Raw genomic sequence first — 26,999 nt, 5'->3', positions numbered from 1 at the left:
CGGTCGTGACGCGGTCCGGCAGCAGAAAAGGGGAATGAAATGCGTGTTCTGCTGATTGAAGACGACAGTGCAACCGCACAAAGCATCGAGCTGATGCTGAAATCGGAAAGCTTCAACGTCTATACGACCGATCTCGGCGAAGAAGGGGTCGATCTCGGCAAGCTCTACGACTACGACATCATCCTTCTCGATCTCAATCTTCCCGACATGTCCGGCTACGAGGTGCTGCGCACGCTTCGCCTCTCCAAGGTCAAAACGCCGATCCTGATCCTCTCCGGCATGGCAGGCATCGAGGACAAGGTGCGCGGCCTCGGTTTCGGCGCCGACGACTACATGACCAAGCCTTTCCACAAGGACGAGCTGGTGGCGCGCATCCATGCCATCGTGCGCCGTTCCAAAGGTCATGCCCAATCGGTCATCACAACCGGCGACCTGGTGGTCAATCTCGACGCCAAGACGGTCGAGGTCGGTGGCCAGCGCGTGCACCTGACCGGCAAGGAATACCAGATGCTGGAGCTGCTCTCGCTGCGCAAGGGCACGACGCTGACCAAGGAAATGTTCCTCAATCACCTCTATGGCGGCATGGACGAGCCGGAACTGAAGATCATCGACGTCTTCATCTGCAAGCTGCGCAAGAAGCTCGACGCTGCGTCCGGCGGCCAGAACTACATCGAAACCGTATGGGGCCGCGGCTATGTGCTGCGCGAGCCGGAAGACATCCGCGTCAGCGCCTGACCCCTAAGGCCAAGCAATTCAAACGAAAAACCCGGCTCCGGCCGGGTTTTTCGTTTCGGTGTCGGAAAGCTCAAGCCGCGATTTTCAGGAAGCGGAAGCTATCGAGCAACTGCGCCCGGTTGAAGGGCTTCAGCAGATAGCCCTGGGCGCCGGCGCGTTTCGCCCGCATGATCGAGCCGACGTCGACCTCGACGAGCGAGATCAGGATCTGTGGCTTGATCGTGCTTTCGATGGCGCGGATGCGGCGAATGAGGTCGACCGCCTGCATGTCCGGCAGGCCGCCGTCGACTACGACGACGTCTGGCATGTTGCTGGAGCAGAGCTCGACGGCGTCAAGCCCGGTGGCCGCTTCGATGACCATGATGTCCGAGCCGCCAAGGATACGCTTCGCGACCTTCCTGATAACGCTCGAATCGTCCACGAACAGGCAGCGCTTCATTTCCGGGCCCTCTTTGCCATCTGCCGAACCGGCACCTCCGGTAACCAAGGGCACCATAGGGCAATCTGGTAAAGAAGCCGAAAAGCCGTTAGGTAAAGTTTTTCCAAAGAGGCGCATCGCGCGGTTTTCGCCACCGATCCAATGCAGCGGCGAGCGGCAGACAATGCTTCGCCCGCACTGCGGGCTGTAATATCAGGGGAAACAAATACTTGGTCTGCTCTTGGCCGTTGCCTCAGACCGCCGACAACACGATCTCGTCGGCCGTCGCATGGATCGAGATCGTCATGTTGGCCTCACGCGCAAGAAGCAGCGTGTAGTAGGGCTGGACCGAATGGGCGTCGATGGGCTCTTCGGGCTTGTGGCCGGAATGCAGCTCGAGGAATTTCGGCGGCACGCGCAGCATCGGGCCGGCGGCCGACAGCGAAAAACGCGGTTCGGTCTCGGGGTTCTCCAGCGTGACCACCAGCTTGCCGCCGCGCGGTATGGCGGCATTGGCGACGAGAATGAGATTGAGCAGGAGCTTGACCTTGTTCTTGGGCAGCAGCGCGCGGGCACCGTTCCAGACCAGCTCCGGCTTCTCGTTCTTCAAAAAGGCGATGGCCACGGCCTCGGCGTCGCCGGTGTCGATCATCATGCCGGCCGAGCCGGCGGCGCCGAAGGCGATGCGGGCAAACTGCAGCCGCGCCGAGGCGTTCCTGGCGCTCTGGCGAATCAGTTTCATGGCGTCTTCGTCGGCACCGCCTTCGTCGAGCAGCTCGAGACCGTTGTTTATGGCGCCGACCGGCGAAATGATGTCGTGGCATACGCGGCTGCACAGAAGCGCAGCCAGATCGGGCGCGGAGAGGGTGAAGAGCTCGGCCATCGAAGAAATCCCTGCTGGTTCACATAATCATTGCCGAGCGACCGGTTTTCGCGCCCGTCACGCGAATCACGCTCTTTTCCAAGGCCTTCTGAATACACAGCGCCCGCCCGTGCATCAACAAATCCGCTGTCTCTGACGGTGAAAATGGTGCGTTGACGTCGGGAAAACGAGGCGAGGGAAGACCGTGTCGGGCCGCCAGCCTTCGAACTGCCATCTTCCTGCGCCAGCTTAATGGTTGAAAAAGGATTGCGGCATAATTTGCCCGTGATTAGTCATCTCGAAACGGCCGCCAAGAGCCGTAGGGGTACGAGGCGTCGGCGAAAGTGCTCCCTGACGGAGATTGGAAGCATGTTTTCCCGATTCTTTGACCGGACTCTCGTCCGCGTCCTCACCGTGACGATCGCCCTCATGGGTGCTCTCATTTTCTCAACCTCCGCGTCGCGGGCCCAGGAATACACCGCGCAGGAGATCGTCGATTCCGGCCACAAATTCTTCGGCGCGACGTCGGGCGGCCTCGCCACCGTGGTCGAAAAGATCTTTGCGTCTTACGGCCTGCCAAACGGCTATCTGCTCGGCGAGGAAGGATCCGGCGCGCTGATCGGCGGCCTGACCTATGGCGAGGGCACGCTCTATACCAAGAACGCCGGCGACCATAAGGTGTTCTGGCAAGGTCCATCTCTCGGCTGGGATTTCGGCGGTGAGGGGTCGCGCGTGATGATGCTGGTCTACAATCTGGACGACATCAGCAGCCTCTACAACCGCTTCGGCGGCGTCGCCGGATCCGCCTATGTCGTGGCGGGCGTCGGCTTCAACGTTCTGCAGAGCAACAGGGTGCTGATCGTTCCGATCCGCACCGGTGTCGGCGCCCGGCTCGGCGTCAATCTCGGCTATCTGAAGCTTACGGAACGGGCGACCTGGAATCCGTTCTGACCGGACAGGATTGCCACACCGCTCGGATAAGACCGATCGCGCCGCGGCATGCTCTTGCCGCGGTGCTGGATTTGCGCCATGCCAAGGTGGCACAGTCGGGCATTGGCGGATTGCCGCCTCGCATACGGAATAGTCCACCTTGGTCCAGTCGATCCTGTTCTTCGCACTCGGCTTCCTCTGCGCCGTTTTTCTGGTGTCGCTGATTGCGCCGGCCGTCTGGCGGCGGGCCGTCGTCTTGACGCGCAGGCGCCTCGAGGCCTCGATGCCGCTGACGCCTGCCGAAATCCTGGCCGAGAAGGACCGGGTCCGCGCCGAGTTCGCCATGAACACGCGCCGGCTCGAGATGAACATCAAAAGCCTCAAGGAGAAGGTGGCCGAGCAACTGGTCGAGATCGGCCGCGGCCGTGAGGCCCTGAAGGAGCTGGCGGTCGAAACGAAGGACAAGAATCAAGTGCTTTCCGATCTGCAGGCCAAGAACGCGGAGCTCAGGCAGCGCGAGGACGAACTGCGCAAGCTGTCGGAAAAGCTGGCGCAGACGGAGCGCTCCCTGGAGAAATGCGCGCTGGAGCTGCAAAAGCTGGAGCAGATGTACGACGATGCCAGCTTCTCATCCTCGAACCGCCAGATCGAGCTCGTGGCCCGTGAATCGGAACTGGACAAGCTCGCCAACGATATTGCCGTGCTGCGCAGCCAGCGCAAGGAAGCGGACCGGCGCAATCAGGAACTCGCGGCGGAAAGCAAGGCCGCCAGAGACGCGCTCAAGGCGGAGAAGAAGCGGGCAGCCGAGCTGGACAAGAAGGTCGAACGGCTGCTTGCGACCCTTGCCGACCGCGAGGAAAAACTCGACAGGCGCGAGAAGGAGCTTGCCCGGATGCGTGAACGCCCAAGGCAGGGTCACGCGGCAAATGATGGAACGCACCAGGCCGATGCAGTCGAAGGCGTCGACAAGGCCATCGCCAGGCTCGAAGGCGATCGCGAGCGGCTGGAGGCGAGGCTGACGGCGCTTGCGAGGGAGAACAAGCGGCTCAAGACCGATCTTGCTGCGCTCGAAACGGCACAGCCCGAACAGGCAGGCGATGCGCGGCGCGCCGGAGCAGCGCTGCGCGAGCAAATCAACGAACTGGCGGCCGAGGTCGTCAACCTGACGATGAAGCTGGACGGGCCGGATTCGCCGATTGCCAAGGCCCTGGCTGCCCCCCGCGACGGGCGACAAGATGTCGGCGAGCGCGGCATCAGCCTCGCGGACCGTGTAAGGGCCCTGCAGAAGGCCGACCCAACCAATTGATTAAAGTGCGGGCAGTCAGCCAGGCGGCGCACGGCTATCGTTTCGAGAAGTGATGCAGGGCGATGGCCGAAGCGGCGGCAACGTTCAGGCTGTCGAAACCCTCTGCCATGCCGATCCGTATTGTCCGCAGACGGTTGAGCAGGGCTTCGGGCAGGCCTTCGCCTTCAGTGCCGAGATAGAGCGCCAGCCGAGAAGTTCTTTCCGCGGCGCGAATATCGGTTTCGCCGCGCGGCGAGAGCGCGAATTGGCTGAAGCCCAGGCGGTCAAGCGTTGCGGTCAGGCTCGAGGTATCGCCGAAGGAGCCGAAGGGAACCTTCAGCGCCGCGCCGACCGAAACGCGGATCGCCTTGCGGTAGAACGGATCGCAGCAGGTGGAATCGAGAAGCACGGCGTCCGCGCCAAAGGCCGCGGCGTTGCGGAAGATCGAGCCCATATTGTCGTGATTGGATATGCCGACGAGAACCACGACCAGCGCGTTTGCGGGCAAGGTTTCGAGCAAGACCTCCGCCGGTCTAGGCGCGCCCCGAACGCCGATCGCCAATATGCCGCGATGCATGTGGAAGCCGGCGATCCGGTCCATGACCTCGCCGCTGGCGACATAGACCGGGAAGTCGGCCGGCGTCTTGCGCAAGACGCCTTCGAGGCCCGCCAGCCTGTTTTCCAGAATGAGGGCCGATTCCGCGGCGAAGCGTCCGGCCGACAAGAGAAGGTCCAGCACCACCTTGCCTTCCGCAACAAAGCGCCCGTGGCGGCCGACGAGATCGCGCTCGCGGATGTCGAGATAGGCGGCGACACGCGGATCCTGCGGGTCGCCGATGGGGATGAGGTTCATGCAGGTCTCGCCGGCAAAATTGTCAGCGAGGTAAAGAGGCTTTGGAGAGCGCGGGTCAAGCCCCGGCGCGGCGCATCCTGTAGGCCATCTGGGACAGGTCGCCGTCGCCGAAAATGCCTTCCAGCATGCGAAGCAGCTCGCGTACCGCGTCGGACTTGCAGGAATAATAGATCATCTGGCGATCGCGGCGCGTCTCGACCAGATCGAGCGCTCTCAGCTTGGCCAGATGCTGCGACAGCGCGGACTGGCTCAACTGGACTTTCTCGGCGATGGCACCGACCGACATTTCGCCGTCGATCAGATAGCTGACAATCAGCAGCCGCTTTTCATTGCCCATGAGTGTCAGAAACGCGGCAGCCGATTCGGCATTGGCGACTAGCTTGCTCGAGATCATAGATGCCCCATGTTTTCTGGTTCATCCAGCCGCCATGGGGGCAATGGTGGCTGATTTCCACGATGTTCAGGTCAGGATGCGCCGCTGAATCAGCGCTGCAACAAAGGGTAGATCATTTTACCTAAATCTCAAGAGTTGCTTTCGGTCCGGGACGATTAACTTTCGCTACTGTGCCTGGCCGGCGGCGCGTCCGGTCTTTGCCATCTCGACCAGCACGGACCGCAACTCGCGGGCAGCGCCCAGAGGCTGCGGGAAGAAGACCCGGCAGGTGGTATCCGGAGAAGCCAGGTCCATGCCGTCGGCATCGAAACCCGTAGCAATCCAGTCATCGCCTTCGGCCCGGCCGAATTGGCGCGCATAGAGGCAAAGCGCATCGCGATGGTCGGCATTCATGTGATCCAGCGTCGACTGTTCGCTGGCCGCCAGTTCCTCGACGACCGGGCCGACGGTGATCAGGTCGGCGCAATCCAGAAGATAGGCCTTGCCGAAACCGCCATTGAGACTGGCGCGTTCAGGCTCGAGGCGGAATATCGAGAAGTCGCCAAGCCCGGCATAGAGCTTCGCCTTCGGATTACGGTTGAGATAGCGCCGTTCGGCGCGGGCGTGATCGGCCGACCCACGCTCCAGCCGCAGCGCTCGGCTGACAAGCGTGGTGCGCGGATGCGCGAGCGGATCGCCCTTGCCGGGTTCGCCAACGAGCAGCGAGCAGCGCGGATCGGCGAGAAGTGCGCCGGTATGCGCGGCGAGCATCGAGACCAGGATCAGCGGCGCGCCGTCGATATCGGTCGCAACGCCGACCCGGCTTGCCAGCGGCGCGCCTGTGCCGGGCTCGATCACTGCCAGCGCGCCGAAGCGGGCCGAGCGGATCAGCGTCTTCGCCAGCCTGACGGCCTCGGCGTCGGTCTCGCGGATGACATCCTTCCTGGTCTCGGTCATAGCGCTCACCGCGATAAGCTGATTTCTGCTCTCCGGTTATTTGCCAAACAGGCCGGGCCTGACAAGGGCTTCGATTTCACTTTCGTCGATGCCGAAGCGGGCCAGCGCATCGGCAGGCCGGCGGTCGGCGACGGTCGGGGCCGCGGCAAGCGTCGGCAAGGCGTTCGAGAAGCGCGGCGCCGGCGCCGGACGCTGAAGCTCGCCCGATCGCACAAAGCTTTGCCGGGCACGGCCCTGCGGGTGGTCCCTGGCTTCGGTCAGCGACAGGACCGGCGCGACGCAGGCGTCCGTCGAGGCAAAGACGTCGGCCCACTCGTCGCGCGTCTTCTGGCCGATCCTCTCGGCAATGGCCGCGCGCATCTCGGGCCACGATGTCCTGTCATATTGGCTGCGGGCAAAACGCTGGTCGAGCGGCAGCAGCCTGGCGAACTCGGCAAAGAACTGCGGCTCGAGGCAGCCGACGGCGACATGCCGTCCGTCGACGGTCTCGTAAGTGTCGTAGAAGGGCGCCCCGGAATCGAGCAGGTTCTCGCCGCGTCGCTCGCTCCAGAGGCCTGCCGCCATGAAGGCGTGGACCGGAGCGGCGAGTATCGATGCGCCTTCGACCATCGCGGCGTCGATCACCTGGCCCTTGCCGGTGCGCGAGCGCTGGAAGAGGGCCGCCAGCACGCCGGCCACCAGCATCATGGCACCGCCGCCCTGGTCGGCGATTAGGTTGAGCGGCGGCACGGGCGGCGCCCCTTGCCGGCCGATGGCGTGCAACAGGCCGGCATAGGCGAGGTAGGTGATGTCATGGCCGGCGCGGCGCGACAGCGGCCCGTCCTGGCCGAAGCCCGTCAGGCGGCCATAGATCAGCGCCGGATTGCGTTCGAGCGCAACGTCGGGTCCGAGGCCCAGCCGCTCCATGACGCCCGGGCGAAAGCCTTCGATGAGCACGTCGGCCTTTTCCGCAAGGCGCAGCAAAAGCTCCGGGGCATCCGGGCGTTTCAGGTCGAGCTCGAGGATAGAGCGGCCATGGCGGTCGAGGTCGTAGGCTTCCGGCAAGGACAGAAGCGCCCCTTTGGCGTCCGCCCGCTCGATGCGCAGGACGTCCGCGCCCATTTCCGACAGCATGAGGGCTGTTAGCGGCACCGGGCCGAGGCCCGCCATCTCGATAACCTTGAGGCCAGCCAGCGGGCCGGTCTTCCCGGTAGCGGGAACGCCGGTGCTCATTGGGCGCTATTTCGGAGCCATGCGGATCGCGCCGTCGAGGCGGATGGTCTCGCCGTTCAGCATCTGGTTCTCGATGATGTGGAGCGCGAGCGCGGCATATTCCGAGGGCTCGCCGAGGCGGGGCGGGAAGGGCACCGAAGCGCCGAGCGAATCCTGCACCTCCTGCGGCATGCCGGCCATCATCGGCGTCTTGAAGATACCTGGAGCGATGGTGCAGACGCGGATGCCGGAGCGGGCGAGGTCGCGCGCCACCGGCAATGTCATGCCGACGACGCCGCCCTTGGACGCCGAATAGGCCGCCTGGCCGATCTGGCCGTCATAGGCAGCGACCGATGCCGTATTGACGATGACGCCGCGCTCGCCGCCTGCGAGCGGGTCGAGTTTCGCCGCCCTGTCGGCGACCAGGCGGATCATGTTGAAGGTGCCGATCAGGTTGATCTCGACCACCTTGCGGTACTGGTCGAGCGGGTGCGGACCATCCTTGCCGACCGTCTTCACGCCGATGGCAATGCCGGCGCAGTTGACCAGGATGCGCGGCTCGCCGAGCTTTGCCGCGACCTCGGCAATTGCGGCGGTGCCGCTGTCGCCGCTGCTGACGTCGCATTGAACCGCGATGCCGCCGATATCGGCAGCAACCTTCGCCGCGCGCTCGACACCGACATCGAGTATCGCAACCTTGGCGCCCCTGGCCGCAAGGGCGCGTGCAGTCGCTTCGCCAAGGCCGGAGCCGCCACCCGTGACGATCGCGATCTGGCCATTCGGGTTCATGCCGGCATCCTCCCAGGATTTCGGATCATGCTACGAAGCGCGCTGCTGCGGCGCAACCTGAATGACCGAATCGATCGAGGACGGCGGATTGGCCGAGGCACGGACCGCGGCCGGAGCCAGGTCAGCAACCCGCGCCGTATCCGCATGGCAGACCTCGCCCACAAGACGGGCCACCGCGCCGGGCTTGATTTCGTGGTGGAGCAGCCGATCGAGATCGACCGGACGCGGCATGGTGATCTGCCCGCGCTGAAAGCGCTTGAAGCCGAGCGGCCCGTAATAGGGTTCGTCGCCGACCAGCATGACGGCCGGCGCGCCGGCCTTGGCCGCGGCTTCGAGCGCGATCGTGACCAGCCGGCGGCCAATGCCGAGGTTCTTGAAAGCCGGCCGTACGGCGAGTGGACCTAACATCATGGCGCGGCCGGCGCCTGCCGCGACGCGCGTCATGCGCACGGAAGCGATCACCGCATCGTCCTTGACCGCGACAAAGGACATCGAGCGATCATGTCCGCCGGATTCGCGGATCTTGTAGGCGGCAAGCACGAAACGACCTGGCCCGAAGGCCTCGTCGTTGATGGCTTCGATTTCAGGATCGTGCGCCGGGGTTTCCGGCAGATATTTCACGTCGGCAAGGCTCATGGTCTTTGCGTTCCGGTATGCGAGGAAAGGTTTGCTGCAAGCGGCAGCGTTCGCCAGTCAGCGCTTCAAGCGCGGGCGCCCTTTCGTCGTCGGTCGAACCGGATCACGGCAAAGTCGAACATGGGCGCCTCCGCTAGCACCAATTTTGTGCCGCTGCAATCGGCGCTCTTCACCTTTCTCTCCGCCGCTCGGCTCCGCCACTTGACGATCTGGTTCGTCGTTGACGAACTGTTCAGCGCCTGAGGGGCTTCGACATTCCAGCCAAACGCCTAAATGTGTTTTGGACCGCAGGGAGATTTCGCATGGGATTGCTGATTGAAGGCAGATGGCAGGACCGGCCGGTTGCCGCCGACAGCGGCGGCAGGTTCGTGCGCGCCGAAGCGCAATGGCGCGACCGGGTGACGTGCGACGGCGCGCCGACAGAGCGCGGAGGGCGCGGCTTCAAGGCCGAGCCCGGCCGCTATCACCTTTACGTCTCGCTTGCCTGCCCATGGGCGCACCGGACCTTGATCTTCCGCGCCTTGAAGAAGCTGGAAGACACCATCTCCGTCTCCGTTGTGCACCATTTCATGGGTGAGAATGGCTGGACCTTCAAAGCCGAGGACGACGCCACTGGCGACACGCTCCACGGCCTCGAATACCTCCATCAGATCTATGCCAAGGCCAATCCCGGCTATTCGGGCCGGGTGTCAGTGCCGGTGCTCTGGGACAAAAGGCAGGAGACCATCGTCAACAACGAGTCGTCCGAAATCATCCGGATGCTCAATTCCGCCTTCGACGAATGGGGCGATGCGAGCCTCGACTTCTATCCGCCGGCGCTGCGTTCAGAGATCGACAAGATCAACGCGCTGGTCTACCCGGCAATCAACAACGGCGTCTATCGCACCGGCTTCGCCACCACGCAGGAAGCCTATGAGGAGGCGTTCGGCGAACTGTTCGCGGCGCTCGACACGCTGGAAGAGCGGCTGTCGAAGCAGCGCTATCTTGTCGGCGAGCGCATCACCGAGGCCGACTGGCGATTGTTCACCACGCTGGTGCGTTTCGATCCGGTCTATGTTGGCCACTTCAAATGCAACCTGCGCCGCATCGCCGACTATCCGAACCTGTCGAACTATCTGCGCGATCTCTACCAGGTGCCCGGTGTCTCAGGCACGGTGAACCTGCACCACATCAAGGCGCATTATTACGGCAGTCACAGATCGATCAATCCGACAGGGATCGTGCCGGTGGGGCCGGAGCTCGACTACGCCGCGCCGCACGATCGCGGCCGGTTCCGGAAAGCGGCTTGACTTACCAGTAGACCGAGGCCTGCTCGCCGCCAAAAATTTCGGCAATCCGACGTCGTGTCGCCGGCGTCGTATCTTCCGGCAATCGGTCGAGCGAGAAGAAAGCCGCCTCGGCGATCTCGTGATCCGGGAGTTTCGGCGCCGTCTGGTTGAAGGCTTCGATCAGATAAAGGCCGACATGGTCGCGGCGACTGGAGCGGCGGTTGAAATGCATCGATTTCAGTGCCGGCGGAGCCGTCAACGCGATGTTGCCTTCCTCGGCCAACTCGCGCGCCAGCGCTTCGAGGAGTGTCTCGCCCACCTCGACGCCGCCGCCCGGCAATTGCCAGCCCGGCATATAGGTGTGGCGGATGAGGAAGACGGAATCGGACGCCCGGTCATAGACCAAGCCACGCACGCCAAGCGTCATCGGACGCCGCAGCAGGAAATAGAGATGGAACAGCCTTGCCCTCAGGCCCGGCCAGCCGGTCTGGCGCAACGCTTGTTCCGGGTCCGGCGCTCCAGTCATCCAGCAATCCGCAAGCGAACAGCAATCGGTGAGTGGAAAGCCCGGACGGCGTCGCTTAAGAAGGGGTTATGCTCAGGCTCGCACATATTTCCGATGTCCATCTGGGGCCGCTGCCCGATGTAACCTATCGCGATCTCGCGTCCAAGCGCGTGCTGGGCTACGTCAACTGGCAGCGCAACCGCCGCCGGCATATGCATGATGCGGTCATCGACACGATCGTGGCCGATATCAAGGCCAACGCGCCAGACCACCTCGCCGTCACCGGCGATCTCGTCAACCTGGCGCTCGACGGCGAGATCGAGATGGCGAAGCACTGGCTGGAGACGCTTGGCTCTCCGAACGACGTGTCCGTCGTGCCGGGCAATCACGATGCCTATGTGCCGGGCGCCTTCGATAAGGTCTGCCGGTCGTGGGCGCCGTGGATGACGGGGGACGGCGTCAACAGCCTAGTCGACCGCAATTCCTTTCCCTATCTGCGCGTGCGGGGCGATGTCGCGCTGATCGGCGTCACGACGGCGCGGGCCACGGCGCCCTTCATGGCCAACGGCTTCTTCATGGAAGGCCAGGCGGAGCGGCTCGGCAAGATCCTCGACGCCACGGCAAAACAAGGGCTGTTTCGCGCCATCATGATACATCATCCGCCGGTGCGCGGCGCCGTCTCGCAGCATAAGCGGCTGTTCGGCATTTCCCGCTTCCACAAGGTTATTCGCCGGCATGGCGCCGAGCTTGTCCTGCATGGTCACTCGCACCTGCCGTCGCTGTTCACCATCGGCCCGCGTGGCGCCAAGGTGCCGGTGGTCGGCGTGGCTGCCGCCGGCCAGGCGCCGGGCGGCAAGCAACCGGCGGCTCAATACAATCTCTTCGAGATAAGCGGCGAGACGGGCGACTGGCACATCCGCCTGACAAGGCGCGGCCTGACGGGACCGGCACTGCCGCCGTCGGATCTTCAAGTGATCGAGCTCGGCGCCGATACGCCGGCAGCCCGCGAGCTCGTCAGAAGCTGATCTTGATCTGGGCGATGCGGTCCCAGAACAGCACGAGCGACACCGCCAGGCCCACCAACGCGCCGGCGGTGATCAGGCCGAGGCCAGCGAAAAAGGTCGTCCAGCCGTTACGCCGCGTCTCGGATTGCAGCGGCGGCTCCGCTTCCTGGACGGTGGGGCGATGCAGGCCGTGAGCGGCGCTCTCCGCACCGCCTTCCATCATCCGCTGGCGCTCGACGACGCGCTCGGCGACATAGCGGGTCACCGCATCGGCAACCGGCTTCATCTCGGTCGATTCGGCCAACACGACGCGGCCGATGCGCGTGTCCCTGAGGAAACGATAGGTGCGGCGGTCGCGTCCCATGGCGACGTGGCTCACGGCATCGATCCACAGACGTGGCTGCAGGCCGGACGAGACGGCGAAGTCGAAATAATCCATGTCCGCCGGCACACCGTCGAAGACTGGCGCGAGATCGGCCGCCAGAAGTTCGAGCCGCATGCGGTGCGCCTCGCGCATGTCGACCACCACGTCGTCGCGGTCGGCGAAGGCGTTCTTCACGTCGCGGATGGCATCCGCCAGCTTCCGCGACGGCTCGATCGGGGTGATTTTGTCGCCTGCATCCTTCATGGCGGCTGTCTCGCTGTTGGTAAACAGGGAGTTAACACAGTCGCCGGCAAAATGCACTGCGGATGGTCCTGTGCCAGGCCGCCCGGCGGATCAGCTTGCCGCCGTCCCAAACACCGGCTGCCGGCGCATGCGGCGGCGCCGTGTGTTGCGGCGCACGATCTCGGCGATCAAATCGGGCGCCTCCTCGACCAGCATGTGGCCGGCATCCAGCACATGATGCCGATGGAAATGTGCCGGCAGGCCTTCGGCCTGGTCGACCGGCAGCACCGGATCCTGCGCTCCCCAAACCACCATCACTGGCATGTCGAGGGCTCTTAGCTGCTCCCGCGGGATGATGCCTTGCCGGTCGTCCCTAGTCATCGCGGCTGCAATATCGATAAGGCTTTGCACTTGCCCCGGCCGTCCGCGCATCTCGAAAAGCACGTCCACTACATGGTCGGGCGTCAGGCCTTGCGGCCCCGACATGGCGGCGAGGCAAGCGCGTATCTCTATCTTCTCGGCTGCGGCGGCATAACGGCGCAGCAACGGCCCGTTGATCTCCGGACCGAAGCCGCCCGGCGCCAGAAGCGTCAGCGAGGCTATTCTTCCGGGATCGGCGAGCGCCATCAATGTCGCGACCGCGCCGCCCATGGAATGACCAACGAGGTGAACCTTGTCCAGCCGGCGGGCGGCGAGGTCCGCCAGAATGGTCCGGGCCGCCGGCTTGGCGCCGCCCGTTCCCTGGGATCGCAATGAATGCCCATGGCCCGGCAGGTCATAGGCCAACGCCCTGACGCCCGGCATGAGCGCGGAGATGACGGCATGCCAGATCTCATGGCAGCTGCCGAAACCGTGCAGAAAGACGACCCTTTTCGGGCCGGCGCCTTGTTCGGCGGCATAAGGGAACGCAAGCATGAAATGGCTTTGGGCAAAGAGGGCAGGCGATTTGAAATTGTGGCTGAATTGCTCCCGGACCGGATCGATAGCCAGTAACATTTTCGCGACCGGAGAAATGCGGCCTTCTCAGCGCCGATGTGCTTGCAGCTGCCTGTGACTATTCAGCTCGGGTTGCCGATCCCCGCGGCCCGCAACGACTGCACCAGCCGATCGGTGAGATCGGCGGGGTATTTCCTGTCGACGAATGTCGCCCGCGGATCGGCGGCGAATTTCGGGAACTCGACGGTGAGTTCGTTAGCAAGCTGGCCCGCGAGCTTGTCGCGGCCGGAAATCTTGGCGCCGATCAGGCGCGCGGCCAGGTAGTGCGACTTCGACGCCGTGGTTCTCAGCGACTCGCTGGCGATCGCTGCCCTCTTGGTGTCGCCTTGCATGAAGGCTCCGACAAACAGGCCATAGTCCCACCAGGTCGGGTGGCCGCTGAACGCGTCGACTGCATGGCCCAGAATCGGCGTTCCTTCCTGGTATCTGCCGGCGAAGATCAGGCCGTAGCCATAGGCGGCGGCCATGCCGAGATCGTAGGGGTTGAGTTCATAGGCCTTGCGCATCCAGCGGATCGCTTCGTCCGTATTGCCGAGACGTGAGTTGAGGTAGCCATAGGCGCGATGCGCGTGTGGGCTCATCGGCCCCATCTGAATGGCGCGGTGGGCAAACGACATGGCCTGTTCGATCGTGGCGCCGGGCGGATAAGCGTAGTGGTTGTTGACGGCTTCCAGATGCAGGGAAGCCAGTTCCGAGTAGACGAGCGACGATTTCGTGCCTGTGCCGACAAGCTTCTCCAGGCAGCGATACGCAGCCTCATGCGTCTTGGCGCTCTGGTCGAGATAGTAGCGGTCGTTGAACACCAAACATCCGATCTGGCTGGTGCGGATGTCGCTCTGATCGATATAGTTGTAGATCGCGCCGGAAGCGGGGATGGTCGAGGTCAGGAGATTGGCGACGTTGCTTTCGACCACACCTGGCGCGCTTTCGGCGGATGTCAGGTTGCGCGACAGCAGAACCCGTCCCGTCGCGACGCTCTGCAGCTCGACCGTGACGTCGCCGGGGGCAGGTCCGGGAATAAGATCGAAAACAAAGCTGATCGGATCGGCGGAACTGTCGCGCGTAGCGTCGGGTTCGCGTCCGATGAAGTCTATGGTGTCGAAGCCGGCCAGACCGCCGCGCAGCGAGGAGGCGACACGGGTCGCCTCCGGTCCGTCGGCCCTGATGGCCATGTAGATCAAGGGCAGGCTTTCGAAAGTCTGCGAGGCAACGCTGCCGGTCGTACCTGCCGTTTCGACCGGCCCGGCCGCATCACTGTGGAAAAAGGCATTGCCCTGGCGAACGACAAGCACGCCCAGCATGGCGATGACCAGAACCATGGCGGCCCAGAAGAACCGCAATTGGCTCGTCAGCGATGCGGCGGATGCGGGCGATGCCGGGGTCGTCGTCGTCGGCGCGGCCTCGGCGGGCGCGGCCTCGGCGGGCGTGGGATTCTCGAAAGGTTTAGCCGAGGGCGGAGCGACCTGGCCGGTAGCTGCAGGCCTGGCTTCGTCGGGGAGCCGGATGGCATTCAGCTCGTAGGAAGGCACATAGCCGCCACGCGGGATTGCGATGCGCACCGGCTCGGCAATGCCCTCATTGGCAAAATATTGATCCAGAAGCTCGCGCAGCCGCCCGGCCTGGACCCTGACGACGGCGTCGGTCGACGCATCGAAATCGCCGTCCTTGCCGAAGACGTCCATGGCGATGGATACACCCTTCAGCCTGTCGCCTTCGCCGGCCTGCTCACGCTCCACCAGATAGCGCAACAGCCTGCGGGCACGCTCGGACCGTCCGAACGTTTCGCTGGCAAGCAGTCGCTCCAATGTCGCGCGCACTGCGGGGGCGGCAGGCGTGGCAGGCTCCAAGTGTCGATCCTTCCGAAGTCGGCACAGGTTAGGACATGATCATATAGCGCTCGCGCCGGCGCACAAGAACGCTTCTGTTATGCGATCGCGTAAGCCACCGCAAATTTCCCTGCCGGTTAATGGATGGCAGGGAAATTGTGTTTTTAAGGCGCGGCGCGTCCCGGCGAACGCGCCGCGCGAAGATCGAGGGTCAGCCGGCCTTGCGGCCGAGGATGCGGTTGGCGGCCGAAACCACGGCCTCCAGCGAGGCCGCGACGATGTTGGTGTTTATGCCTGCGCCGAACAGCTTGCCGCCCGGATATTCCATCTCGACATAGGAGATGGCCGAAGCATTCGAGCCGCGCTGCAAGGAGTGTTCGGAATAGTCGAGCACCGACATCTCCACGCCGACATGGCGCGAAAGCGCATCGACGAAGCCGTCGATCGGGCCGGTGCCGGTGCCGGTGATGGTCATCTCCTTGCCGTTGTCGAGGATGACCGCTTCCACCACGCGCCGTCCCTTCACCTCGGTGTCGGGGTAGGTGTGGTGGTCGAGGAATTTCAACCTGGCGCCGGGCTGGTCGACATAGGCTTCGAGAAAGCGCTCGTGGATGCGCTTGACCGGCACTTCCTTGCCTTCGGCATCGGTGATCGCCTGGATGTCCTGGCTGAACTCGATCTGCAGGTTGCGCGGCAGGTTGAGGCCGTAGTCGGCCTGCAGCACATAGGCGATGCCGCCCTTGCCGGACTGCGAGTTGATGCGGATGATCGCCTCATAGGTGCGGCCGACATCGGCCGGGTCGATCGGCAGGTAAGGCACTTCCCACAGCGGCGTGTTGGCCTTGCGCAACGCCTTCATGCCCTTGTTGATGGCATCCTGGTGCGAGCCGGAGAACGCGGTGTAGACGAGCTCGCCGACGTAAGGATGTCGCTCCGGGATCTTCAGCTGGTTCGAGTATTCGTAGACGTCCTTCATCCTGTTGATGTCGGAGCAGTCCAGCCCCGGATCGACGCCTTGCGTGTACATGTTCAGCGCCAGCGTGACGATGTCGACATTGCCGGTGCGCTCGCCATTGCCGAACAACGTGCCCTCGACGCGGTCGGCACCGGCCATCAGGCCGAGCTCGGTGGTGGCGATGCCGGTGCCGCGGTCGTTGTGCGGATGCAGCGAGACGATCAGCTTGTCGCGGTTGTCGAGATTGCGGCACATCCACTCGATGCGGTCTGCGTAGATGTTGGGCGTCGACATCTCGACCGTGGACGGCAGATTGATGATGAGCTTGTTGTCCGCCGTCGGCTTCACGATCTCGGTGACGGCGTTGCAGATCTCCAGCGCGACCTCCAGTTCGGTGCCGGTGAAGCTCTCCGGCGAATATTCGAAACGGAAGCCGCCGCCGGCCTTGGCGGCCATGTCGGTGATCATCTTGGCGGCGTCGGTGGCGATGCGCTTGATGCCGGCAACGTCCTTCTCGAAGACGACGCGGCGCTGCAGCTCGCTGGTCGAGTTGTAGAAATGCACGATAGGCCGGTGCGCGCCCTTGAGCGCCTCGAAGGTCCGCGTGATCAGCTCGGGCCGGCACTGCACCAGCACCTGCAGCGACACGTCCTTGGGCACGCCGCTTTCCTCGACGCACCAGCGGGCGAAGTCGAAGTCGGTCTGCGAGGCCGACGGGAAGCCGATCTCGATCTCCTTGAAGCCCATGTCGAGCAGCAGCGCGAACATGCGCGCCTTGCGCTCGTGGCCCATCGGATCGATCAGCGCCTGATTGCCGTCGCGCAGATCGACCGAGCACCAGATCGGCGCCTTGTCGATCACCTTCGACGGCCATGTGCGATCGGCGAGGTTGACGGTCGGGTAAGGCTGATATTTGCGGGCGGCATCCGGCATGTGCCCGCTCGCTTGCGCGGCCGTCTCGGCCTCGCCGGCGCTGATTGCTTCTCTTCTATTCATCGTCGTTTCTCCCGGCGGCTCGTATGACCGCCTTCAGGCGGGTTGGTGCCGAGCGGCGCCTTTACCAAAGTTTCGTTCGCTTGATGTGACTTGCCAATCTGGCCAAGGAGCATGCGCCTCGAGCGGCGGTTTTTCGACCGCCGGGCGCTCCTTCAGCGAACCCGGCGATCGCCGATAAGGCCGAGAAGAAGCAGGGTCGAAGCAAGCGCGCGCACGGTCTCGCCGGCAAAGCCGGGGCGAGGAGAAGCGACTGAGCGGGTGCGCGTGGTCATGCCGGCTCTCTTACAGGAGCCGCCATCAGGAGGCAAGTGCGGCGCGGAGCGTGCAGCGCGGAGCGCCGGCTCTTCCCCGCATCGGGCAAATGCGCCACACTCGCTCCCGAAGGATATGATCTCAGGGGGAGGTCGTTGCATGAATTTCGTGTTCTTCTCGCCGCATTTTCCGGCCAACGGCGCCGATTTCTGCGACCGGCTGAAGAAGGCCGGCGCCACGGTGCTCGGCATCGGCGATGCGCCCTATCAGACGCTCAGCGGCAAACTCAAGGCCGGACTGTCGGAATATTACCGCGTCGCGGACATGGAGGATTACGACGCCGTGTTCCGGGCGATGGGCCATTTCATCCACAAATGGGGCCGCATCGATCGCTTCGAATCGCTCAACGAGTACTGGCTGGAGCTCGAAGCCAACATCCGCACTGACTTCAACATCTTCGGAACCAAACTCGATTTCGTGAAGAATTTGAAGCGCAAGAGCCGCATGCGCGCCTTCTTCCGCAAGAGCGGCGTCGAGACCATTCCGCAGCGCAAATGCTCGGACCGAACTGGGGCCATGACCTTCATCCGCCGCGTCGGCTATCCGGTAGTGGTGAAGCCGGATTCGGGATCCGGCGCCTCGAACACGTTCAAGATCTCCAACGCGAAGGAACTCGACCAGTTCTTCCGGGACAAGCCCGAGGGCGTCAGCTTCGTCATGGAGCAGTTCATCGAGGGGTTGGTGGTGACATTCGACGGACTGGTCAACCGCGACGGCGAGGTGGTGCTGGCGGCGAGCCACCGCTACGACCAGAGCGTCATGGAAGTGGTCAACCGCGACCGCCACATGAGTTACACCTGCTTCCCCGAGATCACGCCGGCGGTCGAGGAGGCGGGCCGCAAGATTCTCAAAGCGTTCGACGTGCGCGAGCGCTTCTTTCACATCGAACTTTTCGAGACGAAGGACAAGCGCGTCATCGCGCTCGAGGTCAACATGCGGCCGCCCGGCGCCTGGATGACGGATGCGATCAACTACACCTTCGACATCGACGTCTATGGCGAATGGGCCAACATGGTGGTGAAGGACGCGGCCGGCGGCCCTTACAAAGGCAAGTACTTCACCGCCTATGCCAGCCGCAAACGGCACGTCGACTATTTGCACAGCCATGAGGACGTGCTAGCCGCGCACGGCGACAAGATCGTCCACCACCAAGCCATCGAAGAAGTTTTCAGCCGCGCCATGGGCAATTACGCCTACCAGATGCGTTCGAAGGACCCGACGGCGTTGCGCCAGGCGGTCGACTATATCCACGCGGAAAAGGCGTGAGGCGATGGACGTTTCCTATCACAAGGGGCATGCCCGCAACCTCGGCCGCGACATGGAATACAAGCGCTACGGCCATGCCGGGCGGCCGGTGGTGGTGTTCCCGACCTCGCAGGGGCGTTTCTATCAGTTCGAGGATTCGGGCGGTGTCGCAGCACTTGCCGAATTCATCGACACCGGCCGTATCCAGCTGTTCACGCTCGACGGCATCGATTCGGAATCCTTCTTCGACAAGCTTGGCGACCCCGCTCATCGCATCGCCCGCCACGAGGCCTATTTCCGCTATGTGCGCGAGGAGGCGCTGCCGGAGCTGCAGTCGGTTGCCGCCAAGGCCAATGGCGGACGCACTCTCAAGCCGCTGTTCTGCGGCTGCTCCATGGGCGGCTACCACTCATCGAATTTCGTGTTCCGCTTTCCGGAGCTGGCCAGCGGCGCGATCTCGCTGTCGGGCGTCTATTCGACCCGCGACTTCTTCGGCCGGGCGCTGGAGGGCAGCATCTTTTTCAACTCGCCGCTCGACTATCTGCCGGGCATCGTCGACCAGAAGCTGCTCGGGCGGCTGAAAGGGCTCAGGCTGATCTTCTGCTGCGGGCAGGGCGCCTGGGAAGAGCGCATGCTTGTCGAAACGCGCGAGCTGGAGCAAGTGCTGCGCGAGAAATCCATCCCGGCCTGGGTCGACTATTGGGGCGGCGACGTCAGCCATGACTGGCCATGGTGGCACAAGCAACTCGTCTATTTCTTCGGCCGCTGGCTGGACGACGACCTGATGCGCAGGATCGATTGATGGCCACGCCCCACCCGATCCGCCGCTTTGTCGAAGCCACCGGATCGCGAGCCTGATCATCGCCTGAGATCCGTTCATCCGCAGGCGGCCATTCTCCCAAAAATATGACTCCATTTGTCATCTTTTTATGGAAACGTCGCCGGCGCTGTGGCATGTCCGCCTGACGATGGAGTAGGCCCGCGATGGCCGTATCGCTCAATCTTTGTCGAAAGGCCTAGCGATGGTTCAGCTCAGCGCGCAAACCTTAATCCGCAACGACGCCACACGGGCGGTCATGGACAGGTTGCGCGCCGAACACAGCGACTGCGAGATCGATAGCGGCACCACGGATCAGTGGGAGCTCCGCATGCATTACGGCTCCCTGCGCGCCGCTTTCGGAGACGGCGGCATGCTGATCCGGGTCGCGGCGCAAGACGAGACCTGCCTGTCTTACATGAAGATGATCGTCGCAGGTCATATCGCAGGGCAGTTGGGGACCACCAACGGCCTGCGCTGGCAAGGCGACGGCAGGGATACCGGCACGCCCGTTTTCTTCCGCGAGATCACCCTGCAATCCTCAACGCGACTGTCGCCGCATATGCAGCGCGTGCGCTTCTCAGGACCCGACCTCGGCCGCTTCGCCCATGGCGGGCTGCATGTGCGGCTCCTATTGCCGCCGGCCGGGCGGCAGCCGGTCTGGCCCTCCATGGGCGCCGACGGCATGATCGTGTGGCCGTCGGGAGAGGATGCGCTCACCGTCCGCGTCTACACGATCCGTGCGCTGGATGTCGCCGGCGGCTGGCTCGACGCCGACTTCGTGCTGCATCCCGGCACCGAAACCCCGGCAGCGGCTTTCGCGCAAAACGCGCGGGCGGGCGACGTTATCGGCATGATCGGCCCCGGCGGCGGTGGCGTGCCGGAGGCGCAAAACCTGCTTCTGGTCGGCGACGATACGGCGCTTCCCGCCATCGGCCGGATCCTGGAAGAGGTTCCGCGGTCGGCTCGTGCAGAGGCGCTGATCGAAGTCGATGGTCCCGAGGACCGTATCGTGTTGACCGAGGGCGAGAATATCGAGATCACCTGGCTGTATCGGCATGGCCGCGAAGCCGGTTGTGCCGGTCTGTTGCCGGCGGCGCTGCGCGAGCGCGATCAACAGGCCCGTCCCGACGATCTCTTTGTCTGGGCCGGGTGCGAGTTCGCCGATTTTCGCGAGATCCGCAGGATCGTGCGCAAGGAGTGGGGCCTACCGCGCGACCGGCACCTGGTCACCGCCTATTGGCGACGGGGCGCGCAAGGCGGGGGCGGCGAGGAATAGGCCAATCCACGAAAGTGGATTTGTCCTCGCCGCCCGTCTTTCGGCAGTCGCGCCTCAGAAGCGGTAGCGCAGGCTGCCGAACAGTGAACGGCCTTCATCGCGGTAGCAATAGCCGGCCGAGCAGATTGCCTGCCGGTTGTCGAACAGGTTCTTGGCGTTGACCTGCAGCTTGACGCCTTCGAGCTTGGGATTGCGGTAGCCGAAATCATAGGACACAGACGCGTCGACGAAGGCGCGCGCATCGTTCTTGAAGGTGTTGGTGTCGTCGCCGTAGCTGGCGCCGGCGAAGCGCACGCCGGCGCCGAGCCCGAGCCCCGCCAGCGTGTCGTTCTCGAACTGGTAATGGCCCCAGAGCGACAGGATGTGGTTCGGCGTCGCCGACAGCTGCTTGCCGACGGTGCCTTCCGCGCCGCGTTCGATCTTCATGCGCAGATAGGTATAGGAAGCGATGACGCTGAAGCCGTTGTCGAGGGAGGCGTTGGCTTCCAATTCGACGCCGCGCGAGTTGAGGTCGAGCTGGCGCTGCTTGTTGATGCCGGTCGAGGCGTCGAAGACGACGCCGTCCTTCTGGTCTATGTCGAACAAGGCCGCGCTGACGGTCGCGTTGTGATCCGGGACCTCATATTTGACGCCGATCTCCTTCTGCGTCGCGATGGTCGGGCGAGCGACGCGGCCGACAGTGCTTGTGATGTCGTCATAGACGAAGCCGATGTTGGGCGAGAACGAGGTCGAATAGTTGATGTAGGGGATGATGCCCCATTCGGTCCAATAGGAAAGGCCGAGCCGGCCGGAGAAGGCGCTGTCCTTCTGTTTCGACTGGCTGAAATCGGCCGCCGTCGAGGTGGTGTCGACCCAGTCGTAGCGGCCGCTGGTGAACAGCGTGAAGTCGTTCCACTCCATCTGGTCGTGCAGGTAGACGCCGAGCTCGTTCATCTGCTGGCCGCCGGAATGGGGAACGGGCGCTGACTTGATGTCTTCGACCGAGACATAGGAAAGCCCGCTGCCCGCGTCGTAGCCCGACCAGGCATAGTCGATGCCGCCGACCGCGGTGTGCCGCACCGTACCCGTGTCGAACTCGAGCAGCGCCATGTTGTCGACGACGAAGTTCTTCATCTTCTCGGTATAGTGGCCCCAATAGCGCTGCAGCGGCTGCTCGGCGCCGAGCGAATAGTGGCCGCTGTATTCAATGTCGCTGTCGACGGCGTTGTACCGGAGGTTTTGCCGCACCGTCAGCCAGTCGTTGAAGCGGTGCTCGAATTCGTAGCCGATGCGGCCCTGATCCTGGCTGAAGTCATTCCAGGCAGGATCGCCTTCATAGACGTTCGACAGCGCGCCATAGGCAGAGTTGTAGAAGGCGGCGGTGCCGTCGGTGACCGACTTCGAATATTCGCCGAGGATGGTGAGCCTGGTGTCCTCGTCCGGCTTGAAGGTGACGGCCGGCGCCAGATAAAGCTTGTCGTCGGGATAGGCGGGCAGGTCGGTCTCGGTCAGAAGGCCGAGGCTGGTGAAGCGGTAAAGGATGCTGCCGTCGTCGTTGACCGGCCCGGTGGCATCGAGGGCCGCCTGGAAGCGGTTGTGCTCGCCGGCCAGCAATTCGATCTCGTGGAACGGCTCATCCTTGGGCCGCTTGGTGACGACGTTGACGATGCCGCCCGGGCCGCTGACGCCGTAAAGCGACGACGCCGGCCCCTTCAGGATGGTGACGCCCTCGATGCCGTAGGGCTCGGTCTTGAACCAGGCCGAGGGGCCGTTGTACTGGCGCAGCCCGTCGCGGAACATGCCGTTGTAGAAGGCCTGGAAGCCGCGCAGGAAGAAGGCGTCGTAACGCGTGTCGAAGCCGAAGCTGTTGGGATTGGCGCTCGCCGTGTAGCCCAGCGCATCGTTCAGCGTGCGCGGCTTCTGGTCCTCGATCTGCTTCTGTGTCACGACCGAGACGGCCTGCGGGATCTTGACGATCGGCGTGTCCACCTTGGTGCCGATGCGGTCCTTCTTGGCGACATAGCCGTCCTGCACCAGGATCTCATTGCTTTCGGCGGTCACCTCGATCTTGCCGAGAACGGTGGCGTCTCCGCTCTCCTGCGCAATCGCCGGCCAGGCCTGGCCGAGGAGCGCGGTGCCCGCCAGCAATGATATCGCTCGGCACCGTGTCCTTGGGCGCCATGTCCCTAGGCGCCATGTTTTCGGCCGCTCGCGCATAAACTCTTCTCCAATACTCATGTTTGATTGCGCTCCCGCGCTCTCAAATATGAGTAACTGAGTCAAGTATTTTTTGGAGCTCATGCAGAAGCCGAGCCTCCACCGGCCTCTGCAGCGGGGAGCGAATTGAAGCCGGCACGAAGGATCAGTAGGTGGCGCGCCCGCCGGAAAGATCGAAGGTGGCGCCGGTGGTAAAGGAATTCTCGTCCGAGAGCATGAAGGCGACCATCGCCGCTGCCTCTTCCACCTCCACGAACCTGCCCCGCGGCACCTTGCCCAGCATGTAGGTCACCTGGGCCTCGGTGAGCTGTTCGAGGATGCGGGTGCGGGCGGGCGAGGGGGTCAGCGCGTTGACGGCGATGTCATGGCCGGCGAGCTCCTTGCCGAGCGACTTGGTCAGCGCCAGCACGCCGGCCTTGGCGGCCGAATAGGCGGCGGCGTTGGGATTGCCCTCCTTGCCGGCCACAGACGCGACGTTGACGATGCGGCCGTAGTTGCGCGCGATCATGCCGGGCACCAGTCGCCTGCAGCAATAGAAGACGCCGTTCAGGTCGATGTCGACGATCTGCCGCCAGGCGGCGGGCTCGTAGTCCACCACGCTCGCGGCAGGCCCGGCGATGCCGGCATTGTTGACGAGGAGATCGACGGGCCCAAGCACCCGATCGGTCTCGGTCGCGGCGCGGTCGACCGCCTCGATCTGCGACTGGTCGCAAAGGAAGGCTTCCACGCGGCCAAGCGGCGCAAGCTCGGTCACGGCGCTCGTCATCGCGGCCTGGTCGATGTCCCAGATGGCGACGCTTGCGCCTGACGACAGCAGGCGGCGAGCAACCGCAAGGCCGATGCCTTGCGCGCCGCCCGTCACCACGGCGACACGGCCAGAGAGGTCGATGGCGTTCAAGCGGCGGCTCATTGGTATTCTCCTCCCCTTGCATTGATACTGCGGATCAGTCCCTAACGTTTCGCGCCACCAGCTTGGCTACGCTTGGCCCAATGAGCAGCACGACGAGGAAACGGGCCGATTGCAGCGCCATGACGAAGGAGATGTCGACGTTCCGCGCGGCGGCGGCGACGATGGCAACGCTGTCCATGCCGCCGGGGCTGGTCGCGAGATAGGCGGTCAGCGGGTCGATGCCGAGCACGCGGCTGATGACGAACGCCATGCCGCCGCAGAAGGCGATCAGCGCCACGATCGAGGCGATGATCTGTGGCAGCGCGCGCGCCGCGTGGCTCAGGATCGGCCGGGTGAAGTTCAGCCCGATCGACCAGCCGACCATGGCGTAGCTGACCGCCAGCAGCCAGGGCGGCAACTGCATCGGCACGCCGAAGCCCAGATGCACCACGGCACCGAAGATGAAGGTGCCGAGGAAGAAGGGCGAGGGCAGCCTGAGCAACTTTCCGAGCAGGCCACCGACGATTGCAATGCCGATGGTGGCGGCGAAGGCGAGCGGATCAATCGGCGGAAACCAGACGATGGGCGGCACCTCTACGCCCGATGTGTCGACCCACATCTTGGCGACCAGCGCCGCCGTCATCGAGACGAAGATGACGCGCAGATATTGCATGAAGGCGACGAGACGCTGATCGGCGCCGAAGGCGCCGGCCATCAGCACCATGGCGGTCGCCGCGCCCGGCGAGGAACCCCAGACGGCGGTGCTGCCGGGCAGGATGCGCCAGCGGCTGATCAGCCAGCCGAGCAGACTGGAGGCCGTGACGGTCGCCACCACGGCACCGAGAAACAGCGGCCATTCGTTGTAGAAGACAGGAAATATGTCGGCGGAGATCGAGGCGGCGACGAGGCAGCCGACAACGGCCTGCGCCGAACCGAACAGCGGGCGGGGCACGCGCACCGTGGCGCCATTAGTGCCGGCCAGGATCGCCCCCAGCATCGGGCCGATCAGCAGCGCCGCAGGCAGGGCGGCCAATTCCAGCGCGCCGGCGAAGAGCAGCGAGAACACCACCAGCACCAGCCACTGCTGCGGCTGGCGCAGCCGCGCCATGCGTTCAATGGGCGGTTGTTCCGGGGACGATCGTTCCGGCGAAGAGTCCATATCCGGCTCTTAGACCGGGCAAGGACAAATGCGAACCCATTTCCCCGCGGAAAGGTTCTATTCGTGCCGGTCTCGCCCTCAGCCGCTGTTCTCGGGGACGGAGAGGCCGAAGCCGCCGACCGGATGGGTCTCGACCTGGAATTCGAAGCCGCCGATGAACGGGCGCGCCCTGGCAATCGCCGCCTGGACTTCCGGCAATTGCAGCGATGCCTTGTGGCTTGCCTGGTCGGTCCACACCTCGGTGACCCAGATCGCGTCGGCATCGGCCGGGTCGGTGGCGATGATGTAGTTCAGGCAGCCGGGGAGCGCAGCGGTGCTTTCGCGCAGCACGTCGATCACCGCGTCGCGCTGGCCGCGTGCTGCCCGCATCTTGCCGATCAGTCCGAACATTCCCGGTCTCCCTTTCGCCGCCTGGCGTTTGACCAAACGCCAAGCGCATCAAATCTCATTTATGCGCGAAGAGTATGCCGGTCCCGGCTCACGGCATCAACTGGCCGCCATTTACCTCGATCACCTGGCCGATGATGTAGCCGCTCAAGAGGTCGGAGGACAGAAACAGATAGGCGCCGACGCAATCCTGCGCCGTTCCGGCGCGGCCCTGCGGTATGGTCGCAACCATGGCCTTCATCTGCTCCGCGCTCGAATAGCGTTCGTGGAACGGCGTCAGGATGGTGCCGGGCGCCACGGCGTTGACGCGGATGCCGAAGCCGATCAGCTCCTTTGCCATGCCGCGCGTCACGTTGGAGACGAAGGCCTTGGACGAGCCGTAGAGGCCGGCCCCGCCGCCGGCGCCATTGCGGGCGGCGATCGAGGAGGTGTTGATGATGAAACCGCCCTGGCGCTTCAGCCAAGGGATCGCCTTGCGCGAGGCGGTCAGCACCGATCGCGCGTTGAGGTCCATCACCGCATCGTAATGCGCCTCGGTCTGGTCGGCATAGGCGACGCGGCCGAGCATGCCACCGGCATTGTTGACCAGCCCGTCGAGCCGGCCGAAATGTTGCGCGCTCTCCTCGACCACACGCTCGACGTCGGCGGGAACCGAAAAATCTCCCTGGGTCAGGAATACCTCGCCGCCGCCGTCGCGGATCGACCGGGCGAGCTTGTCGGCGGCTTCCCAGCTCGAATTGTAATGCAGGGCGACGCGGCAATTCTGCCGGGCATAGGCCTGGGCGAGCGCGGCGCCGATCCCTGTCGACGCGCCGGTGACCAGCACCGCCTTGCCGGCAAGGTCGGAAATGACAAGTGTGGTCGGGTCAGCTGGCACGTCGATACCTCCGGGACTTGCGCCGGCAATTGGAAGACGCTTGCCGGCCGGGCGTTCAAGTCAAGACAAGATCAGGGCGCGAAATCAGGGCCGGAGATAGACATAGCCCTGGCGCTGCAACTCCGCGAGCTTTACGACGCCGCCCTTGTCGGCGACCTGGAAGCCGGCGAGCAGGTCGGCAAGCGTGATGTCCATGCCGTGCATGGTATTGCCGCAGGCCTGTGGAACGAGCCCCTGCTGGACGAGGCCGGCAAACCGGCTGGACGTCGCGCCGGAAGCGCTCTTCGCCTTGAAGGCCGCAAGGGCCGGACCGTGCACGACCAGCACGATTTCGACATTGCCGCCGGTGCCCTCATAATGGTTCTTGATGTTGCCGAGGACGAAATTCACCTTGTCGGCGTCGCTGAGGTGATAGGCGACCTTCAGCCTTTCCTCGCCAGTGGCGGCGCTCGCCCGGCGCAGGCTGAAAAGACCCACTGCTCCGGCAAGGCTGGCTCGGAAAATGTCACGGCGCAGCATAAGACTCCTCCATTCGGCGGCTCGCGATTTTGCGTGGCTCGGGCTTCACTAATTATTTGTTTTTACGCTATTCCGGACGGAAACCCGATGCACACTTTTCCTGGAATTGCGCCTAGCTTAGTGCCCATCCATA

General features: G+C 64.0%; 27 protein-coding genes. 8 read left to right on the top strand and 19 right to left on the bottom strand.

Features of this window, described 5'->3' with window-relative positions; genetic code table 11:
* Window positions 1-39: 39 nt before the first annotated feature.
* A complete protein-coding gene (ctrA, locus tag EH240_RS30715) occupies window positions 40-735 on the top strand; it encodes a response regulator transcription factor CtrA (protein ID WP_006203583.1) in 696 nt (231 codons plus the stop codon).
* A 70-nt stretch (window positions 736-805) separates the two neighbouring features.
* Here the strand turns inward: ctrA and EH240_RS30710 are convergent, their stop codons facing one another.
* Both EH240_RS30710 and chpT read right to left on the bottom strand, forming a co-directional pair.
* Entirely contained in the window at window positions 806-1,174 is a 369-nt protein-coding gene (locus EH240_RS30710) for a response regulator (protein WP_125005629.1), read from the bottom strand.
* Window positions 1,175-1,406: 232 nt separating this feature from the next.
* Window positions 1,407-2,036, bottom strand: a complete 630-nt coding sequence (gene chpT, locus EH240_RS30705) for a histidine phosphotransferase ChpT (protein ID WP_125005627.1) — start codon at window positions 2,034-2,036, stop codon at window positions 1,407-1,409.
* Between the two features lie 408 nt (window positions 2,037-2,444).
* Here chpT and EH240_RS30700 point away from each other — a divergent pair, with 408 nt between their 5' ends.
* Window positions 2,445-2,966: a DUF1134 domain-containing protein gene (locus EH240_RS30700; RefSeq protein ID WP_245436531.1), complete on the top strand. Its 522-nt coding sequence runs from the start codon at window positions 2,445-2,447 to the stop codon at window positions 2,964-2,966.
* 139 nt (window positions 2,967-3,105) lie between these two features.
* Entirely contained in the window at window positions 3,106-4,251 is a 1,146-nt protein-coding gene (locus tag EH240_RS30695; protein WP_125005623.1) for a coiled-coil domain-containing protein, read from the top strand.
* A 34-nt stretch (window positions 4,252-4,285) separates the two neighbouring features.
* Here the strand turns inward: EH240_RS30695 and EH240_RS30690 are convergent, their stop codons facing one another.
* From EH240_RS30690 to EH240_RS30665, 6 genes are all read right to left on the bottom strand, one after another.
* Complete coding sequence (locus EH240_RS30690) at window positions 4,286-5,083, bottom strand: TrmH family RNA methyltransferase (protein ID WP_125005621.1); 798 nt, start codon at window positions 5,081-5,083, stop codon at window positions 4,286-4,288.
* Between the two features lie 55 nt (window positions 5,084-5,138).
* Window positions 5,139-5,477 carry an ArsR/SmtB family transcription factor gene (locus tag EH240_RS30685; protein ID WP_125005619.1) on the bottom strand — a complete coding sequence of 113 codons (339 nt, stop codon included), beginning with the start codon at window positions 5,475-5,477 and terminating at the stop codon, window positions 5,139-5,141.
* 165 nt (window positions 5,478-5,642) lie between these two features.
* Window positions 5,643-6,413, bottom strand: a complete 771-nt coding sequence (locus tag EH240_RS30680) for a HugZ family pyridoxamine 5'-phosphate oxidase (protein ID WP_125005617.1) — start codon at window positions 6,411-6,413, stop codon at window positions 5,643-5,645.
* Between the two features lie 36 nt (window positions 6,414-6,449).
* Window positions 6,450-7,625: a CaiB/BaiF CoA transferase family protein gene (locus EH240_RS30675; RefSeq protein WP_125005615.1), complete on the bottom strand. Its 1,176-nt coding sequence runs from the start codon at window positions 7,623-7,625 to the stop codon at window positions 6,450-6,452.
* A 6-nt stretch (window positions 7,626-7,631) separates the two neighbouring features.
* Window positions 7,632-8,393, bottom strand: coding sequence for a 3-hydroxyacyl-CoA dehydrogenase (locus EH240_RS30670; protein WP_125005614.1), 762 nt, complete (start codon window positions 8,391-8,393; stop codon window positions 7,632-7,634).
* Between the two features lie 30 nt (window positions 8,394-8,423).
* Entirely contained in the window at window positions 8,424-9,029 is a 606-nt protein-coding gene (locus EH240_RS30665) for a GNAT family N-acetyltransferase (RefSeq protein WP_125005612.1), read from the bottom strand.
* A 302-nt stretch (window positions 9,030-9,331) separates the two neighbouring features.
* On the opposite strand from EH240_RS30665, the gene EH240_RS30660 reads away from it, so the two are divergent.
* Window positions 9,332-10,318, top strand: a complete 987-nt coding sequence (locus tag EH240_RS30660; protein ID WP_125005610.1) for a glutathione S-transferase family protein — start codon at window positions 9,332-9,334, stop codon at window positions 10,316-10,318.
* 1 nt (window position 10,319) lies between these two features.
* Here EH240_RS30660 and EH240_RS30655 read toward each other — a convergent pair whose 3' ends face one another.
* A complete protein-coding gene (locus tag EH240_RS30655; RefSeq protein WP_125005608.1) occupies window positions 10,320-10,823 on the bottom strand; it encodes an NUDIX domain-containing protein in 504 nt (167 codons plus the stop codon).
* Between the two features lie 68 nt (window positions 10,824-10,891).
* Between EH240_RS30655 and EH240_RS30650 the strand changes: the two genes are divergently transcribed.
* Window positions 10,892-11,827 (top strand): metallophosphoesterase family protein, encoded by a 936-nt coding sequence (locus EH240_RS30650; protein WP_125005606.1) that lies wholly within the window; start codon window positions 10,892-10,894, stop codon window positions 11,825-11,827.
* Here EH240_RS30650 and EH240_RS30645 read toward each other — a convergent pair.
* From EH240_RS30645 to leuA, 4 genes are all read right to left on the bottom strand, one after another.
* Window positions 11,817-12,434: a hypothetical protein gene (locus EH240_RS30645; protein ID WP_125005604.1), complete on the bottom strand. Its 618-nt coding sequence runs from the start codon at window positions 12,432-12,434 to the stop codon at window positions 11,817-11,819. The genes EH240_RS30650 and EH240_RS30645 overlap by 11 nt on opposite strands.
* Window positions 12,435-12,524: 90 nt before the next feature.
* On the bottom strand, window positions 12,525-13,328 hold the full coding sequence (locus EH240_RS30640; protein ID WP_125005663.1) for an alpha/beta fold hydrolase: 804 nt from the start codon (window positions 13,326-13,328) through the stop codon (window positions 12,525-12,527).
* A gap of 143 nt (window positions 13,329-13,471) precedes the next feature.
* Window positions 13,472-15,256 carry a tetratricopeptide repeat protein gene (locus EH240_RS30635; RefSeq protein WP_125005602.1) on the bottom strand — a complete coding sequence of 595 codons (1,785 nt, stop codon included), beginning with the start codon at window positions 15,254-15,256 and terminating at the stop codon, window positions 13,472-13,474.
* 190 nt (window positions 15,257-15,446) lie between these two features.
* A complete protein-coding gene (gene leuA / locus EH240_RS30630; RefSeq protein WP_125005600.1) occupies window positions 15,447-17,186 on the bottom strand; it encodes a 2-isopropylmalate synthase in 1,740 nt (579 codons plus the stop codon).
* 411 nt (window positions 17,187-17,597) lie between these two features.
* On the opposite strand from leuA, the gene EH240_RS30620 reads away from it, so the two are divergent.
* From EH240_RS30620 to EH240_RS30610, 3 genes are all read left to right on the top strand, one after another.
* Window positions 17,598-18,764, top strand: coding sequence for an ATP-grasp domain-containing protein (locus EH240_RS30620; protein ID WP_125005598.1), 1,167 nt, complete (start codon window positions 17,598-17,600; stop codon window positions 18,762-18,764).
* A 4-nt stretch (window positions 18,765-18,768) separates the two neighbouring features.
* Entirely contained in the window at window positions 18,769-19,545 is a 777-nt protein-coding gene (locus EH240_RS30615) for an esterase family protein (protein WP_125005595.1), read from the top strand.
* A 220-nt stretch (window positions 19,546-19,765) separates the two neighbouring features.
* Complete coding sequence (locus EH240_RS30610) at window positions 19,766-20,839, top strand: siderophore-interacting protein (protein WP_125005593.1); 1,074 nt, start codon at window positions 19,766-19,768, stop codon at window positions 20,837-20,839.
* Window positions 20,840-20,893: 54 nt separating this feature from the next.
* On the opposite strand, the gene EH240_RS30605 is transcribed toward EH240_RS30610, so the two are convergent.
* The 6 genes from EH240_RS30605 to EH240_RS30580 all read right to left on the bottom strand — a co-directional run bounded on the left by EH240_RS30605 (window position 20,894) and on the right by EH240_RS30580 (window position 26,866).
* Window positions 20,894-22,966, bottom strand: a complete 2,073-nt coding sequence (locus EH240_RS30605; protein ID WP_125005591.1) for a TonB-dependent siderophore receptor — start codon at window positions 22,964-22,966, stop codon at window positions 20,894-20,896.
* Between the two features lie 214 nt (window positions 22,967-23,180).
* Window positions 23,181-23,933, bottom strand: a complete 753-nt coding sequence (locus EH240_RS30600; protein ID WP_125005661.1) for an SDR family NAD(P)-dependent oxidoreductase — start codon at window positions 23,931-23,933, stop codon at window positions 23,181-23,183.
* Between the two features lie 46 nt (window positions 23,934-23,979).
* Window positions 23,980-25,083, bottom strand: coding sequence for an AbrB family transcriptional regulator (locus tag EH240_RS30595; protein WP_125005589.1), 1,104 nt, complete (start codon window positions 25,081-25,083; stop codon window positions 23,980-23,982).
* Window positions 25,084-25,161: 78 nt separating this feature from the next.
* Window positions 25,162-25,473, bottom strand: coding sequence for a putative quinol monooxygenase (locus tag EH240_RS30590; protein WP_125005587.1), 312 nt, complete (start codon window positions 25,471-25,473; stop codon window positions 25,162-25,164).
* Between the two features lie 88 nt (window positions 25,474-25,561).
* Window positions 25,562-26,347, bottom strand: coding sequence for an SDR family NAD(P)-dependent oxidoreductase (locus EH240_RS30585; RefSeq protein WP_125005585.1), 786 nt, complete (start codon window positions 26,345-26,347; stop codon window positions 25,562-25,564).
* A gap of 84 nt (window positions 26,348-26,431) precedes the next feature.
* Window positions 26,432-26,866: a DsrE family protein gene (locus EH240_RS30580; protein ID WP_125005583.1), complete on the bottom strand. Its 435-nt coding sequence runs from the start codon at window positions 26,864-26,866 to the stop codon at window positions 26,432-26,434.
* Between the last annotated feature and the right edge of the window lie 133 nt (window positions 26,867-26,999).

Origin of the sequence: Mesorhizobium tamadayense (assembly GCF_003863365.1) — a bacterium.
Lineage (GTDB): Bacteria > Pseudomonadota > Alphaproteobacteria > Rhizobiales > Rhizobiaceae > Mesorhizobium > Mesorhizobium tamadayense.
This window is presented reverse-complemented; position numbering and strand designations above follow the sequence as displayed.